Raw genomic sequence first — 15,116 nt, 5'->3', positions numbered from 1 at the left:
GGTAACGGTCCCCTTCGGCTTACTCCGGCCCGCTCGCGCGGCCGGTTTAGGGCCGTTTGGGCCACCGGCAGGCGATTAGTGAAACGACCTCGCATTCCTCATCGTTTTTATCGTTATTCGGCCCTACCTCGGTTAGTGCTCCGATGAATCGCAAGCGCGCTCGCTAAGCAACGACTGCAGCGGCACGCGGTGACTGCGGCGACACGTGACACGGAACGCGTTCCTCCGTTCACCCTTAGCCCGCTCGCGACGCATGTTTCCCGGCGTCGCGCGTCAGCGCGAACGCGATGGCATACGCCGCGCGCAATCAACAACGAGAAACGCGAAGCGAGGCGAAAAAAATCGCGTGTTCCCGAACGACCCGACTGCGTAGGAACTGCGAGAGCAATTGGGGTGCATCGAAGCGCCAACCGAGGTAGGGCCGAATAACGATGAAGCCGATGAGGCATTCGAGGTCGTTTCGCTGATCACCTGCCGGTTGCTCATACGTACCTAAACCGGCCGCGAAGCGAGGCCGGAGTAAGCCGAAGGGGACCGTTACCAAGGTGGGCGAGAGAGCACGGATCGCATGGGAACCAGCGCCCGGACAAACCGTGAAGACACTTGCTACTGCTGTGCCAAGTCTCTAATCCTGTGCCGGGGCCGCTCAAGAAGGTGCTTAGGATCGGCCAAGCGGCTTTCTTTGGTTACTTTCTTTGCCGCCGCAAAGAAAGTGCCTCCCCGCCGGGAAGGCGGCTACTGCAATAAACCACAAGAACACCCCCACCACGAAGCGAAAAAACCAAAACTCCCCCTAAAGCCACCCCCGTCCAAACCCGTAATCCAGTTAAACAAAGCCAAAAACCAAACCCCTTGTTATTGAGAATAATTCTCAATACAATGATCTCCATGAATGGAGACTTGACCATGAGCATCGACACTCAAGCACACGCCATCGGCGGAAAAGGTCCGCGTGCGATAGCCGACCACACGGCAAACGTGCTCGAAACCACGCGCCAGGCCTGGAGCGAAGCCCCAAACGAAAAGCGCGAGCCAACCCAACCACGCGCATCGCAAAAAAAAGCACCGCATCGTGCCACGACGATCCAACTGGCCGAATCTCGTCGCCGCGCTGAATTACTGGAGCCCGAACCCGCTGTGAACGCCGCCGACCTTACCCCGAAACACCTTCCCACGCCCGATCTCGACGAGCGCATTTTCGACGCCAGCCGTTTTCCGCTCGTGCGCCTGCGTCCGCGCGCGATCAATCCCGGCTACGCGTTCGCGTGGAGCGCGCAAATGCGCCGTCTCATCGCGCTGGCGACGCCGTTCGTCATCGTCGAGGAATACGCCGCCGATGAAACCGCCGGCGACCTGCATCTGCGTACCGCGTGGCTGCGCACGCATCGGGCGCAATTGGCCGCGCTGTGTCGGGGCATCATCGTGATCGAGCCGCGTATCGAGGCCCGCGCGAGCACCCGCGAAGCGCTGCGCACGATGACCGGCGATACCGCCGTGCGCACCGTCGTCGTGTCGAGCATGCGCGTGGCGGGCGAACTCGCGCCCGTGCTGCTCAAGCATTCGGCGAGCGACATCGCGACGGCGCCGACCGGTCGCCAGCAGGCGCTGTAAGGCCCGATCGGTACGACCGATCAGGGCGCGCTCTGTCTAGCAGGGGTGTGCGGGCTGCTCTATCCTGAAGGGCCGGGTGGAAGCCACCCGCTTTCCCTTTCTGCAAGAGGACGCGCATGCCGACTTACCGAGAAGCGTATCGCCGGTCGATCGAAGAGCCCGAAGCGTTCTGGGCCGAGCAAGCCCGCCGCATCCACTGGCAGACGCCGTTCGAGCAGGTGCTCGACGCAAGCAAGCCGCCGTTCGCGCGCTGGTTCGTCGGCGGCAAGACCAATCTCTGCCATAACGCGGTCGATCGTCATCTCGCCACGCGCGCGCAACAGGACGCGCTCGTGTATGTATCGACGGAAACGGGTATCGAGCGCCGTTATACCTATGCCGAACTGCATGCGGAAGTGAACCGCATGGCCGCCGTGATGCGCTCGCTTCATGTGAACAAGGGCGATCGCGTGCTGATCTATCTGCCGATGATCCCCGAAGCACTGTTCGCCATGCTCGCGTGCGCGCGCATCGGCGCGATTCATTCGGTCGTGTTCGGCGGATTCGCCGCGCCCAATCTGGCGGCGCGCATCGACGATGCCGAGCCCGCGCTGATCGTCACCGCCGATGCCGGTGCGCGCGTGGGCAAGGTCATCGACTACACGCCGCTGGTCGACGAAGCGCTGTCGCGCGCCGAATACAAGGTGCCGAACGTGCTGCTGATCGACCGGCAACTCGCGCCCGAACGTCTGCAGGCAAGCTATCTCGTCGCCTACGAACCGCTGCGCGAACGCTTCTTCGATGCCCACGTTCCATGCGAATGGCTCGAATCGAACGAACCTTCGTATGTGCTTTATACGTCGGGCACGACCGGCAAGCCCAAGGGTGTGCAGCGCGATGTCGGCGGTTACGCGGTCGCGCTGGCGGCATCGATGGAGCATATTTTTCAGGGACAGCCCGGCGACACGATGTTCACCGCGTCGGACATCGGCTGGGTCGTCGGGCATAGCTACATCATCTATGCGCCGCTGATCGCCGGCTGCACGACCGTGATGTACGAAGGCACGCCGATTCGACCCGATGGCGGCGTCTGGTGGCGGCTCGTGCAGCAATACGGCATCAACCTGATGTTCACCGCGCCGACCGCGATCCGCGTGCTCAAGAAGCAGGATCCGGCGCTGATGGAAAAATACGATCTGTCGAGTCTGCGCACGCTGTTTCTCGTCGGCGAACCGCTCGACGAACCGACCGCGCAATGGATCCAGAGCGCGCTGAAGAAGCCCGTCATCGACAATTACTGGCAGACCGAAACCGGCTGGCCGATGATCGCGATTCCGCGCGGCATCGAAGCGTTGCCGTCGAAACTCGGCTCGCCCGGCGTGCCGTCGATGGGCTCCAATCTGCAACTGCGCAACGAGGCGACCGGCGAGATTTGCGCGGCGGGCGAGAAAGGCGTCGTGACGCTCGACTATCCGTTGCCGCCGGGCTGCATGCAAACCGTGTGGCGCGACGACAAGCGCTTCGTCGATACCTACTGGCGGAGCGTGCCGAACCAGACCGTGTATTCGACTTTCGACTGGGGCGTGCGCGACGACGACGGTTACGTGTCGATCCTCGGACGCACCGACGACGTGATCAACGTGGCGGGCCATCGGCTCGGCACGCGCGAGATCGAGGAAGCGTTGTCGGCGCATCCGGCGGTCGCGGAAGTGGCGGTCGTCGGCGTGACCGATGCGGTGAAAGGGCAGGCGGCCGCGGCCTTCGTCGTGCTGCGCGATGCCGATCGCATCAACGCGCCCGGCGCGCGCGAAGGCATGGCGTCCGAACTGTGCCACGCCGTCGATACGCAACTCAGCGCGATCGCGCGTCCGGCGCGGGTGCATTTCGTGTCGATGCTGCCGAAGACGCGCTCGGGCAAGCTGCTGCGCCGCGCGATCGCCGCGCTCGCCGAAGGACGCGATCCGGGCGAATTGCCGACCATCGAGGATCCGGGCGCGCTGGCGCAGGTGAAGGCGGCGCTGGAGGAGTAGAAGCAGAACGGGCGCGAGGTTCGTCGAAGAACCGTCGCGCCCGTTCGGAGCGGTTACAGCGTGCGTGGCATTACGCCTTCGCGTGCTCCCGCGTATTCGGCAGCAACACCGTCAGCACGCCGATCAGCGGCAGGAACGCGCAAACTTTGTACACATAGTCGATGCTGGTCGCATCCGCGAGATTGCCGAGCACCGCCGCGCCGACGCCGCCCATCCCGAACGCGAAGCCGAAGAACAGCCCCGCGACCATGCCGACCTTGCCGGGAATCAGCTCCGTCGCGTAGACGAGGATCGCCGAGAACGCCGACGCCAGCACGAGGCCGATGATCACCGACAGCATGCCGGTCCAGAACAGGTTCGCGTACGGCATCAGCAGCGTGAACGGCGCGACGCCGAGAATCGACACCCAGATCACCGTCTTGCGGCCGATCTTGTCGCCGACCGGACCGCCCACCACCGTGCCCGCCGCGACTGCCGCGAGGAACACGAAGAGGTGAATCTGCGCGGACTGCACCGTCAGCCCGAACTTGTTGATCAGATAGAACGTGAAATAGCTGTTGATGCTCGCCAGATAGAAGTATTTGGAGAACACGAGCAGCACGAGCACGCTCATCGCCATCATCACCTTGCCGCGCGGCAGGGTGGAAACGGCGGCGTTGCCACGGCCTTTCTTCGTCGCCGGATGACGCTTGTACCAGCGGCCAATCTGCGTCAGCACGACAATCGCGATCAGCGCCGCCGCCGAGAACCACGCGATGCTTCGCTGTCCGTGCGGAATGATGATCAGCGCCGCGAGCAGCGGCCCGAGCGACGATCCCGCGTTGCCGCCGACCTGAAACAGCGATTGCGCGAGTCCGTGCTTGCCGCCCGAGGCCATCCGCGCGACGCGCGACGACTCCGGATGAAACACCGACGAGCCGCAGCCGACCAGCGCCGCCGCGATCAGCAGCGTGCCGAAGTTCGGCGCGACCGACATCAGCAGCAGACCCGACAGCGTGAAACCCATGCCGACCGGCAGCGAATACGGCTTCGGATGCTTGTCCGTGTACAGCCCGACCAGCGGCTGCAACAGCGACGCGGTGATCTGATACGTCAGCGTGATCAGGCCGATCTGTCCGAATGTCAGCGCGAATTCGCTCTTGAACATCGGATAGATCGCCAGGATCAGCGACTGGATCATGTCGTTGAGCAGATGCGAAAAACTGATCGCGCCGAGCACGGAATAGGACGTCTGCTGGATGCCGTGCGCGGCGGCGCCGGTCGTGGTGGCGTCGGGCGCGCCGCCTGCGGGCGACAACGCGCCCTTGGTCGTACTGGTCTGCATGATGGTTTGGGCTGGGTTGGGCGTCTCTCGGATTATTTCTGTTCAGTATGCGATTCATGCACAGACTGAATTTCTGAAAGTTTAGGCTGTCCGCGTCGCATTGTCCTGCCAAGGTTTGTCGCGAATCGGACAGCACGATCAGGTCGCGCGTGAACATTTGTCAGACACAAGCCAATTTTGGCCGGATATAAGTGGCGACCGGCAAAAGCTGGGGCAGGGAAGCCGCTACTTCATAAAGGCGGCGGCCTGCCGTAATACCGTGATGCCGCGTCAAGACATTCCGGACATTCCGGACGTTCAGGACAAGACGGCACACGACCACATCGGGGATCGACCAATGAAACTGTTTTCGCCAGGCAGCGCGGATTTCGTGCCGCGCACCGACGCCGCATCGGCTGATCAGGGCGCGACGCGCGATGGCCAGTCGCCGCGCAGGCTGAGCGTGAAGACCTCGCTGCGGCTGGCATTCGGCATCGTGCTCGCGGGGACGCTCGCGATCGGCGCGCTGTCGCTGACGCAGATCGGCCGCCTCAACGGCGCGACGCAATCGCTCTATGCGCAAGGCGTCGTCGCGAGCCGCGCGGCGGAGGAAACGCGCGCGTGGCTGCTGCGCGCCAGCCGTTCGCAGAAGATGCTGCTGACCGCGAGCACCGCGAAAGAGCGCGACGATCTCGGCACGCAGATCGATCAGGCGCGGAAGGAAATCGCCGCCGAGCAAAACCAGCTTGCCCAATCCGCCGATACATCCGATTCCGACGCCCTCGCGCAGCAACAGCGCTTCGCCACGGCATCGGCAAAGTGGAGCGAGAATCTGCGCGCCTTCGTGACGCTGGTGAAGGCGCAGCCGCTCGATCTCTCGCAGATGAACTGGCAAGTCGGCACGCAGGATGTGTCGCTGCTGGTCGAAACCGGCAAGCTCGAAAAAATGGTCGATGCGCTCGTCGCGCAGCGCGCCGCCACCGCGAAGACGACCATCGACGCGGCCGAGTTCATCTTCCACTCGTCCTTCGTGATCGTGATGGCGCTGACGCCCGCGCTGCTGGCGCTGGCGATGATCGTCTCCGAATGGGTCGTGCGGCGGCTCGCTCGGCAACTCGGCGGCGAGCCGGGTTACGCGAAGAACATCGCGCAGCGCATCGCGGCGAGCGATCTGACGTATCGCATCAAGCTGAAGACGCGCGACGACGGCAGCATGCTGCACGCGCTCTCGGCGATGCAGAACGGCCTGTCGTCCACCGTCGGCGATATCGCGGCGAGCGCGGAGGCGATCGCATCGGCATCGAAGCAGATTTCGACGGGCAATACCGACCTCTCGCATCGCACCGAAGAGCAGGCCGTCGCGCTCGAAAAGACCGCGGCCAGCATGGAGCAGCTCACGTCGACCGTGCGTCAGAACGCCGACAACGCGCAGCAGGCGAGCACGCTCGCGCACAACGCATCGGCGATTGCGGAGAAGGGTGGCGCGGTCGTGTCGCGCGTGGTCGAGACGATGCAGCGGATCGATGCCAGCGCGCGCAATATCGGCGATATCATCGGCGTGATCGAGGGCATCGCGTTTCAGACGAATATTCTCGCGTTGAACGCGGCGGTCGAGGCGGCGCGCGCGGGTGAGGAAGGACGCGGCTTCGCGGTCGTCGCGGGCGAAGTGCGCAATCTCGCGCAACGTTCGTCGACGGCGGCCAAGGAGATCAAGACGCTGATCGACACGTCGGTGTCGCGCGTCTCCGATGGCTCGGCCTTCGCGCAGGAAGCCGGCGCGACGATGGAAGAAGTCGTGCGCGCGGTGCGTCGCGTGACGGACATCATGGGCGAGATTTCGGCGGCATCGGAAGAGCAGAAGGCGGGCATCGAGGAAATCGGCCGTGCCGTCACGCAGATGGACGCCAACACGCAGCAGAATGCATCGCTCTGGTCGAGGAAGCGGCGGCCGCCGCGCAATCGCTCGACGATCAGGCGTGCGCGCTGAAGGAACTGGTCGGCCAGTTTCATCTCGCCTGAAACGGTGTTGAAATATGGCGTGCACGAACGCGGCGCTTGCCGCGTGCGCGCGCATCGGATTAGAATCGCGGTCGGGCGCGGCAGGGCGCCTGATCTCGCGAAAGTCTTATGCACCTGCCGCGCAGCATGTCGAACGTTTATCTTCTGGATCGAACCGCAACGTCGAACCTTGTCAGCCGCAGCGAGAACGGCACACACAAAGGAACAACGTCATGTGGTCAACATCCTGTCCAATTTCTTCATCCGTTTCCCATAGCGATTATTTGCGCGAGCACGCGCGGCGGCTGTTGCGTCTTGCGCGCGACGGCGACACCAGCGCGTCCTTGCCCGTGCTGCGGCGTCTGTTCGCCGCGAAGATCACGCGCGACGAACGCCTCACCGATCTGAACGACGCGCGCGCGACGCTCCAACTCAAACATCTGTTGTCGATGCTCGCCGTCGAGCTCGGCTATGCGAACTGGAACGCGTGCAAGGCCGATATCGACGCTCAGCCGCCATCGCGTATCGACCGGTATCGGCTCGACGCGGGCGCGTTCAACGACTTCGAAAAGAACTGGTTTGCGAACGAGGCCGAAGCGCTCGAATGGCAGAAGGGGAATGGCGGATATATCGTGCGCTACGGCGAACAGGCGGTGGCGATACTGAAGCGCGAATAACACGCGCGCTCAGATCAGCTCGACTTCCTTCCAGTTCGCCACGGCGAAGAAGCGGCCGAGCTCGCGCGTCATTTCGTTAAGCGAACTCATCTCCGGCGGCGAGATCTTGCGCACGTTCTGCGGATCGGTCCAGTCGCCGTAGACGAGCGCAACCGTCGCGTCGTTGCATTTCACCGGCAACAGCACGAAGGCTTGCGCCTCGCTCAGCGTCTCCTTGTACCAGCGCGGCAGCCGTGCGTCGATACGCGCGTCGTGCGCGTTTTCGATAAAGATGCCCACCGGATTGGTGATTGCCAGATGGAACACGTCCGGGCGGAATTCGGCGGAAAAACGCAGACGCGAGAGCATCGGCTGGACGCCCGCGCCCATGCCGAGCCGCGCCTGGAATTCGTTGTTGGCTTGACGCACGAACACCACCGAGCGCGACAGATGCAAGCCCGCGAGCATCGCTTCGGCGGCCATCGCGATAGCCGGCGCCAGCGCGTTTTTCGAGGGCATCGAACGCAGATCGGCGATGCTTTCGCCAATACGCACTTCCGCCGATACGCTCGCCCGCGCGATCGCATCCGCGTTGGCTTGCAGTTGCGAGATTTCGTGCATCACGCCGTCGGCGCTTTCTTCGTTGGCGAGCGTCACACTCATCGACGCGAGCGTGTCGGCGTCGGTGTTCAGCGCGCCGCTGTAACGCGTGGCGATATCGAACAGCATGGCGTCGCGATCGTCTTCCGCGACTTTCTGCGAGGTCAGCGCGTCGGCGACTTCGGTCGAATAGTTGGAGATGGCCTGCAGCCAGCGCACATGCTTGGGCACCGATTCGTCGACGGGCGCGCTCGGGTCGCTCGCGCGCATGCCGTCGCGGATCGTCTGCGGCAGCTTCCAGCGATCCGCCGCCTCGATGCCGATTTCGTCGAAGGTCACGCCGAGCAATTCGCGCAGGCGTGACTGTCGCTGATGTTTTCCTCGGCGGCCTTGCGGCGCAACTGATCCCACTCGTGTTCGAGATAGAACGCGACCAGCAGCTTGCCCATCTGACGCATCAGCGTGCAGACCACGGCTTCTTCGGCCGAGCGCAAATCCTTCTGTTCGACCAGTTGACGGGCGACCGCGCCCGACAGCAGCGTGCGGTTCAGTTCGAGCTTGGCGTCGATACGACGCGGCGCGCTCTGATGAAAGTGATCGACAAGCTTGAGCCCGACGACGAGATGTCCGACGGCATCCATACCGAGCACCATCAACGCGCGCGTGACGGTGGTGATGTTGCCGCCGAACGCCACGTACATGGCCGAGTTGGCGAGGCGCAGCACCTTTTGCGTGAGGCCGACGTCCGACAGCACGACTTGCACGAGCGCCGTGAAGTCGAGGTCGTCATCGCTCATCGCGGAGACGGTCGTGCGCAGCGCCTGAGACAGCATGGGGAAATCCCCGCGCTCGCTCATGCGCGCCCACAACTTGTCCAGTAGTTCGGCCTTGGTGCGTGCCATTGAAAAAAAGAACCTTTCGTTGCGCGGCGGTCGTCCGCCGCGGTCCAGCTGATCCATCCAAAACGGCGCTCCGAAACCGGAAAAGCCCACGGTGTCAGGAGCTTGCGGCACATTCTTCGATTAGACCACGAAGAACGCCACCGCGCCCGTTCATTCATCAAGTCTCATGCAGCACAAGCGAATGCGTTCGGAACGACGACGCCAGCTCGTCCGAGGGCAGCGCACGGCTGATCAGCCACCCCTGGATATATTCGCAGCCCATCTCCGCGAGCAGATCGCGCTGCTCTTCGGTTTCCACGCCTTCCGCCACCAGTTCCAGCCCGAGCGATTGCGCGAGGCCGACCACCGCGCTCACGATCGCGCGATTGTTGTGGGACGTAATCAGGTTCACGACAAAGCTGCGGTCGATCTTGAGCTTCGAAAGCGGAAAGCGCTGCAAATAAGCGAGGCTGGAGTAACCCGTACCGAAATCGTCGACGGCGAAGCGGATGCCGATCGAGGCGATTTCCTCGAGCAGGCGCGTGGCTTCTTCCTGGTCCTGCATCAGCAGGCTTTCGGTGATTTCGAACACCAGCCGCTCCGACGCGATGCCGGTCAGCGCAAGCGCTTCCTTGACCGCGGCGATAAAGCGCTTGTCGCGGAACTGCTGCGGCGACACGTTCACCGACACGTAGTCCAGCTTGATGCCGAGCGCGTCCCACTGCATCAACTGCATGCAGGACGCCTTCAGCACCCAGTTGCCCAGATAGTTGATCAGCCCGATCGATTCCGCCAGCGGCACGAAGGTCGACGGCGGCACCAGTCCGTGCACCGGATGATTCCAGCGCATCAGCGCTTCCACGCCGACGACCGCGCCGGTATCGATCTTGGTGATCGGCTGGAAGTAGAGCGAAAACTCGCCGTTACGCACGGCTTCGTAGAGATCGGTTTCGAGCTTGAGGCGTTCGGCGTCGGCGGGATTGTCGTCCTGCGTATGGAACACCAGCGTGTTGCCGCCCGCCAGCTTGGCCTGCGCGAGCGCGTGATCGGCCATGCGCAGCAGGCTCGCCTGCACGCCGCGTTTGCCCTGGCCGATCTTCTCGCCGGCGGCCGCGTCCGGATACAGCGCGACGCCGACGCTCGCCGACAAATGCGTATGCTGCCCGCGATGCCGATACGGTTGCGCGATCGCCGTCAGCACGCGTCGGCCGACGTTTTCGGCGGCGTCGGCCGTGGTGCCGGCGGGCAGCAGCACGGCGAATTCGTCGCAGGCGATGCGCGCCACGCGTTCGTCGCGCCCGACCGTATGCTGGATGCGCCACGCGGTTTCGCGCAGCAGTTCGTCGCCCGCGTCGTAACCGAGCGCGCGATTGATCCGCCGGTAATCGTCGAGATCGACCCGCACCAGCGCGGTCTGCGTGCGCGTGTGTTCAGCCGCGAGCTGTTCCACGGTGACGGCGGCTTCGAGCGCGGCGGCGTTGTCGAGACCGGTCAGCGCGTCGTGATTGAGCGCGTGTTCGAGCGCCTGCTCGCGTTCGCGCCAGTGCGTGACATCGAAGGCGGCGACCGCGAAGCCCGGCCGGCCAAGCGCGGCGGTGGACATCAGCCGCAGTTCGACGCAGATCGGATAGGTGAGCGACTTGACGACGGTCAGCGTCGCCGATTCCAGCTTGCCGCTGGTCCGCGCCCGCGCGATCAGCGCGTTCAGCGCGCCGGCATCCTCAGTCTGCACGAGATCGTGCAGCGTCAGCATGCTCAGATAGTCGCGGTGATAGCCGATAAATTCGATGCTCGCATCCGATACCGACTGGATGCGCAGCGCGTCGTCCAGTTGCGCGAGGAAATCGACGGCGGCGAGCGCGGTGCCGAGCGCGAGCGCGTGCCGGTCCACGCTCGGGCCGTATTGCGCGTTCTGCACGACCGGACGCTCGCCGGACGGCTGCGGCGTCGATTGTGCCGATTGCCCGGAGGCGGGCGCGTCGATGTCGGATGCGCGGTTGCGACGCGGCGCGTCTTGCGACGGCGGCGCATCGGTGGCGGCAACCGGCATCGCATCGGACGACGGTGCATCGCACGCGGAATGCTTGCGCGTTCGCGCGGCGCTTCCCCATGCGCGACGCAGCGCATCGAGCGCGATGCGCCAGGGCGCATGGCGGGTGACGGTGTTCCTGTTCGCTTGCATGGTCAATTGGTTTCGGTCGGCAAAGCGCTGCGGCTCATGCCAAAAGCAGCGCGCGGACCCCGCTCGCGCGGTCTCCGGCCGGTGAGCGCCAGCCCATTCGCGGCACGCTCTATCAGGCGAGATATCGGCCTACCGGGAGATTTCTTTAGTGTTCGGAAAGTAATGCGGACAGACCGTCGCGCCGGTGTAACAGTCGAAGTTTTGTCGCCGTTTTGCGTATTATCCGAGCAAGAAATATCGGTTACAGTGGCGCGTTCTTTGCCGGAATGGGCCTGCCGCAGCGGTTAAAACGCACGGCCGACACCGCGCCGTCGAAAACGAGAATTCGTCCGACTCGTTTCATTCCATGACCGCTCACACTACATCGCCGGCCTGCGCGAACGACCATGCGCCCGAGCCGGGTTCCATACTGTCGTCATCCGGCGATGCGCCCGCTCGCACGGACATGCAGCGCTTTTTCCCCCGTTCCTCGTTTCGGTGCATGCCATGCCGCAATCGCAGTTGAAGCACGCGCGCGACGATTCGCGCAGCGAGAGCGTGTATGTCGGACGTCAGCCGATCCTCGATTGCTGCGGCGCGGTGGTCGCCTACGAACTGCTGTTCCGCGATAGCCCCGACAACCACGCGCGCGTCCACGACGACGTGCAGGCAACCGCGCATGTCGTCGCGCGCACGATGGGCGAAATCGGCGTGCCGGCGGTGCTCGGCAACAGTCCCGGCTTCGTCAACATGAGCCGCGAGCTGCTGTTCGACGACATCGTGCATCTGATGCATCCCGAGCGCTTCGTGCTGGAGCTGCTGGAAACCATCGAATTCGACGAGACGCTGCTGGAGCGCTGCGCCCAGTTGCGCCGCGCGGGCTTTCGCTTCGCGCTCGACGACGTGACCACGCTCGACGACCGTCTGCTCGCCGTGCTGCCGTATGTCGATATCGTCAAGGTGGATCTGCTGGGCATGGACCGGGCGCGTTTGCCGGAACTGGCGCGCGCGGTCAAGCGCCACGGCAAGAAGCTGCTGGTGGAGAAGGTCGAATCGGTCGAGGAATTCCAGCGCGCCAAGCGGCTGGGCTTCGAGTACTTTCAGGGCTATTTTTTCGCGCGGCCGCAAGTGCTGTCGGTGCGCCGCGCGAGTCCGGCGCGCAGTTCGCTGTTGCGGCTGTTGTCCGTGCTCGCGAGCGATCCGGGCATGAGCGAGCTGGAAACGGAGTTGAAGCGCAATCCGGATATCGTCGTGCAATTGATGCGGCTCGCCAATTCGGGCGCGTTTTCGCGCGGGCGGCGCATCGGCTCGCTGCGCGAGGCGATCGCGGCGGCGGGCACGCGCCAGCTGACGAGCTGGACCCAGCTGCTGCTCTACGCGGAAGGGCGCAATCTGCCGTGGCGCACGGACCCGCTGCTGCAACTGGTCGGCACGCGCGCGCGCTTCATGGAACAGGCGGCGCGGGTGCTGAGCGATTCGAACGAATCTTTTGCCGATGCCGCCTATATGACCGGCATTTTTTCGCTGGTACACATCGTGCTGGACATGCAGCCTGCCGAAATTCTCGATAAGCTCGCTCTGGCGGCGCCGATCCGTTCGGCCATTCTCGATGGCGAGGGCGCGCTCGGCGCGCTGCTGGGCATCGCGCAGGCGGCGGAACGCGGCGACCTGAACGCGATTCACGCGGCCCGCGAAGTGCAGCCGGGTCTCGACGCGCTCACGCCCGCCGAGCTCGCGAAGTTGCAGGTCGAGGCGGCGTCGTGGTACACCGAGCATACTGTGGAGCAGGAATCCGGCGAAGGCTGATCGCGAACGCGCATGACGCGGCGTGGGCGGCCCGGCCTTCGCGATCATCATCGTAAGGAGTTCGGATGAAAAGCAGAATCACGAAAACCCTGATGGGCGCGGCGGTGGCGATGGCCGCGGCAGTGGGCATCGCGGCGGCGGTTTATCCGCTGACGGCGGGCGCAACGCTCAAACCGGGCGATGCCGCGCCGAACTTCAACGCGCAGGCGTCGCTCGGCGGCAACGTCTACGTCTACTCGCTCGCCGATGCGCTGAAGAAAGGCCCGGTCGTGCTGTACTTCTACCCGGCGGCGTTCACCAAGGGCTGCACGATCGAGGCGCACGAATTCGCCGAAGCGGTCGATCAATACAAGGCGCAAGGCGCGACGGTGATCGGCGTATCGCACGACAATATCGATACGCTGAAGAAGTTCTCCGTGAGCGAATGCCGCAGCAAGTTCCCCGTCGCCGCCGACGAAGACTCGAAGATCATCAAGTCCTACTACGCCTCCCTGCCGATGAAAAGCACGATGGCCAATCGCGTGTCTTACGTGATCGCGCCGGACGGCAAGATCATCTACGAATACACGAGCCTGTCGCCGGATCAGCATGTCGCGAACACGCTGCAGGCGCTGCGCGACTGGAACGCCAAGCACAAGACGCAGTAAGGCATGGCGCGCGCGAACCGAGGTTCGCGCGGCTTGCCTTGAGATAAATAGAATTCCTGATTATCGAATCACGCGGGAGGCGCGCGATGCCCATCGTAGTGGCGTTCATCGTTTTAGGCTTGGTGATTTATGGCGCGTGGTGGTTGTTCATGACGATCGAAGCGCACTTCGGTCTGGGCGTGGCGATCGGCGCGGCGGTGGTGGTGCTGGCGATCATCGCGGCGGGCATCATGCGGTGGCTGGCGAGCCGGCGTGAAATCGCGCCGAATATCCCCAAAGGGCAGAGCGGCGACTGGACGCACGAACTCAAACGCGATTGGGGCGGCGTGCGCGTCGCGGCGGGCAAGCGGCTGTGCGACGTGACCGTGCGCGACGAAACCGGCAGCTATATCTTCGCGGATCTGCGCGGCGCGCGGGCGCAGGAAGCGGGCGGCGCATGGCAGGTTCTGCTCGATGTCAGGGACGCAAAGCACGGCGAATGGCAACTGCCTATGCAGGATCGCGGCGAAGCGCACAAGTGGGCGCGCATCCTGTCGCTGGCGACGCAGGAGAAGCTTTGACGCTCAGTGATAGCCCATATCGCCGCGCACCTTGCCGCGAAACACCCAGTACGACCAGATCACATAGATCACGATCACGGGCAGCAGGAACATCGTGCCGATCAGGAGAAACTGATGCGACAGCGGCGCGGCGGAGGCATCCTACAGCGTCACCGACGGCGGCGCGATAAACGGCCACAGACTGATCACGAGACCAGTGAACGCGAGAAAGAACAGCCCGATCGAACATAGAAAGGGCACCACTTCGTGGCCTTTTCTGAGGCTCGACCACAGCGTCCACGCGAGCAGCAGCGTCAGCACCGGCACCGGCGAAAACGCGAAGCTTTGCGGAAAGCCGAACCAGCGCGCCGCGATGCGCGCATCTTCCAGCGGCGTCCAGATGCTGATCAGCAGAATGAACGCGAGCACGCCGAACAGCGCATAGCGCACCATCTCGCGCGACAAGCGCTGCAAGTCGCCTTCGGTCTTGAGCACGAGCCACGTCGCGCCTTGCAAGGTGTAGCCGAAGATCAGCCCGACGCCGACCAGCAGCGGAAACGGCGCGACCCAGTTCCAGCTCGTGCCGACGTACTCGCGTCCCTGAATCGGAAAGCCCTGAATGAACATGCCGAGCACGCAGCCTTGCGCGAAGGTCGCGACCAGCGATCCGACGCCGAACGCGCCGTCCCACAGCCATTTGCGCGCGCCGATCACTTCGCGGAATTCGAACGCGACGCCTCGAAAAATCAGCCAGAGCAGCATGAAGAGAATCGGGAAGTACGTCGTCTGGCCTGCAAAATTGAATTTGCCGGAATGGACCCGACGACGCAGTCTGGTGCAGACGTAAACGCACATCTCAGCCAGGTCTGCAGCGCACGAGTAGAGGTTGAGGCATGACGTTGAGC

General features: G+C 63.8%; 8 protein-coding genes and 3 pseudogenes. 7 read left to right on the top strand and 4 right to left on the bottom strand.

The features are described from left to right. Nucleotides 1-1,137: 1,137 nt before the first annotated feature. Both BVER_RS20560 and BVER_RS20555 read left to right on the top strand, forming a co-directional pair. Nucleotides 1,138-1,611, top strand: a complete 474-nt coding sequence (locus tag BVER_RS20560) for a hypothetical protein (protein ID WP_050454869.1) — start codon at nt 1,138-1,140, stop codon at nt 1,609-1,611. Nucleotides 1,612-1,727: 116 nt separating this feature from the next. Next, nucleotides 1,728-3,620, top strand: coding sequence for a propionate--CoA ligase (locus BVER_RS20555; RefSeq protein ID WP_050454868.1), 1,893 nt, complete (start codon nt 1,728-1,730; stop codon nt 3,618-3,620). A gap of 70 nt (nt 3,621-3,690) precedes the next feature. Here the strand turns inward: BVER_RS20555 and BVER_RS20550 are convergent, their stop codons facing one another. Beyond that, entirely contained in the window at nt 3,691-4,944 is a 1,254-nt protein-coding gene (locus tag BVER_RS20550) for an MFS transporter (protein WP_050454867.1), read from the bottom strand. 337 nt (nt 4,945-5,281) lie between these two features. Between BVER_RS20550 and BVER_RS20545 the strand changes: the two are divergent. Both BVER_RS20545 and BVER_RS20540 read left to right on the top strand, forming a co-directional pair. Beyond that, nucleotides 5,282-6,942, top strand: a pseudogene (locus BVER_RS20545) (methyl-accepting chemotaxis protein). 212 nt (nt 6,943-7,154) lie between these two features. Beyond that, nucleotides 7,155-7,598, top strand: coding sequence for a hypothetical protein (locus BVER_RS20540; RefSeq protein ID WP_050454866.1), 444 nt, complete (start codon nt 7,155-7,157; stop codon nt 7,596-7,598). Between the two features lie 9 nt (nt 7,599-7,607). On the opposite strand, the pseudogene BVER_RS20535 reads toward BVER_RS20540, so the two are convergent. Both BVER_RS20535 and BVER_RS20530 read right to left on the bottom strand, forming a co-directional pair. Then, nucleotides 7,608-9,079 (bottom strand): annotated as a pseudogene (locus BVER_RS20535) (HDOD domain-containing protein). 157 nt (nt 9,080-9,236) lie between these two features. After that, the gene (locus BVER_RS20530) at nt 9,237-11,240 is read right to left on the bottom strand and encodes a putative bifunctional diguanylate cyclase/phosphodiesterase (protein ID WP_050454865.1); all 2,004 of its coding nucleotides are present in this window, start codon (nt 11,238-11,240) and stop codon (nt 9,237-9,239) included. 486 nt (nt 11,241-11,726) lie between these two features. Here BVER_RS20530 and BVER_RS20525 point away from each other — a divergent pair, with 486 nt between their 5' ends. From BVER_RS20525 to BVER_RS20515, 3 genes are all read left to right on the top strand, one after another. Continuing rightward, nucleotides 11,727-13,025, top strand: a complete 1,299-nt coding sequence (locus BVER_RS20525) for an EAL and HDOD domain-containing protein (RefSeq protein WP_050454864.1) — start codon at nt 11,727-11,729, stop codon at nt 13,023-13,025. Nucleotides 13,026-13,090: 65 nt separating this feature from the next. Next, nucleotides 13,091-13,672 carry a peroxiredoxin gene (locus BVER_RS20520; protein WP_050454863.1) on the top strand — a complete coding sequence of 194 codons (582 nt, stop codon included), beginning with the start codon at nt 13,091-13,093 and terminating at the stop codon, nt 13,670-13,672. Nucleotides 13,673-13,758: 86 nt separating this feature from the next. Then, nucleotides 13,759-14,232: a hypothetical protein gene (locus BVER_RS20515; protein ID WP_050454862.1), complete on the top strand. Its 474-nt coding sequence runs from the start codon at nt 13,759-13,761 to the stop codon at nt 14,230-14,232. A 3-nt stretch (nt 14,233-14,235) separates the two neighbouring features. Here BVER_RS20515 and BVER_RS20510 read toward each other — a convergent pair. Further along, a pseudogene (locus BVER_RS20510) lies at nt 14,236-15,066 on the bottom strand (cytochrome d ubiquinol oxidase subunit II). Between the last annotated feature and the right edge of the window lie 50 nt (nt 15,067-15,116).

This window comes from Candidatus Burkholderia verschuerenii, from assembly GCF_001189365.1.
Classification (GTDB): Bacteria; Pseudomonadota; Gammaproteobacteria; order Burkholderiales; family Burkholderiaceae; genus Caballeronia; species Caballeronia verschuerenii.
The sequence above is the reverse complement of the archived record's forward strand: the minus strand, read 5'-3'. Positions and strand labels throughout refer to the sequence as shown.

What these genes read in the sequence shown, in the direction of transcription:
- BVER_RS20555 (WP_050454868.1), top strand. Translation starts at nt 1,728, where the DNA reads ATGCCGACTTACCGAGAAGCGTATCGCCGGTCGATCGAAGAGCCCGAA.
- BVER_RS20550 (WP_050454867.1), bottom strand. Translation starts at nt 4,944, where the DNA reads ATGCAGACCAGTACGACCAAGGGCGCGTTGTCGCCCGCAGGCGGCGCG.
- BVER_RS20540 (WP_050454866.1), top strand. Translation starts at nt 7,155, where the DNA reads ATGTGGTCAACATCCTGTCCAATTTCTTCATCCGTTTCCCATAGCGAT.
- BVER_RS20530 (WP_050454865.1), bottom strand. Translation starts at nt 11,240, where the DNA reads ATGCAAGCGAACAGGAACACCGTCACCCGCCATGCGCCCTGGCGCATC.
- BVER_RS20525 (WP_050454864.1), top strand. Translation starts at nt 11,727, where the DNA reads ATGCCGCAATCGCAGTTGAAGCACGCGCGCGACGATTCGCGCAGCGAG.
- BVER_RS20520 (WP_050454863.1), top strand. Translation starts at nt 13,091, where the DNA reads ATGAAAAGCAGAATCACGAAAACCCTGATGGGCGCGGCGGTGGCGATG.
- BVER_RS20515 (WP_050454862.1), top strand. Translation starts at nt 13,759, where the DNA reads ATGCCCATCGTAGTGGCGTTCATCGTTTTAGGCTTGGTGATTTATGGC.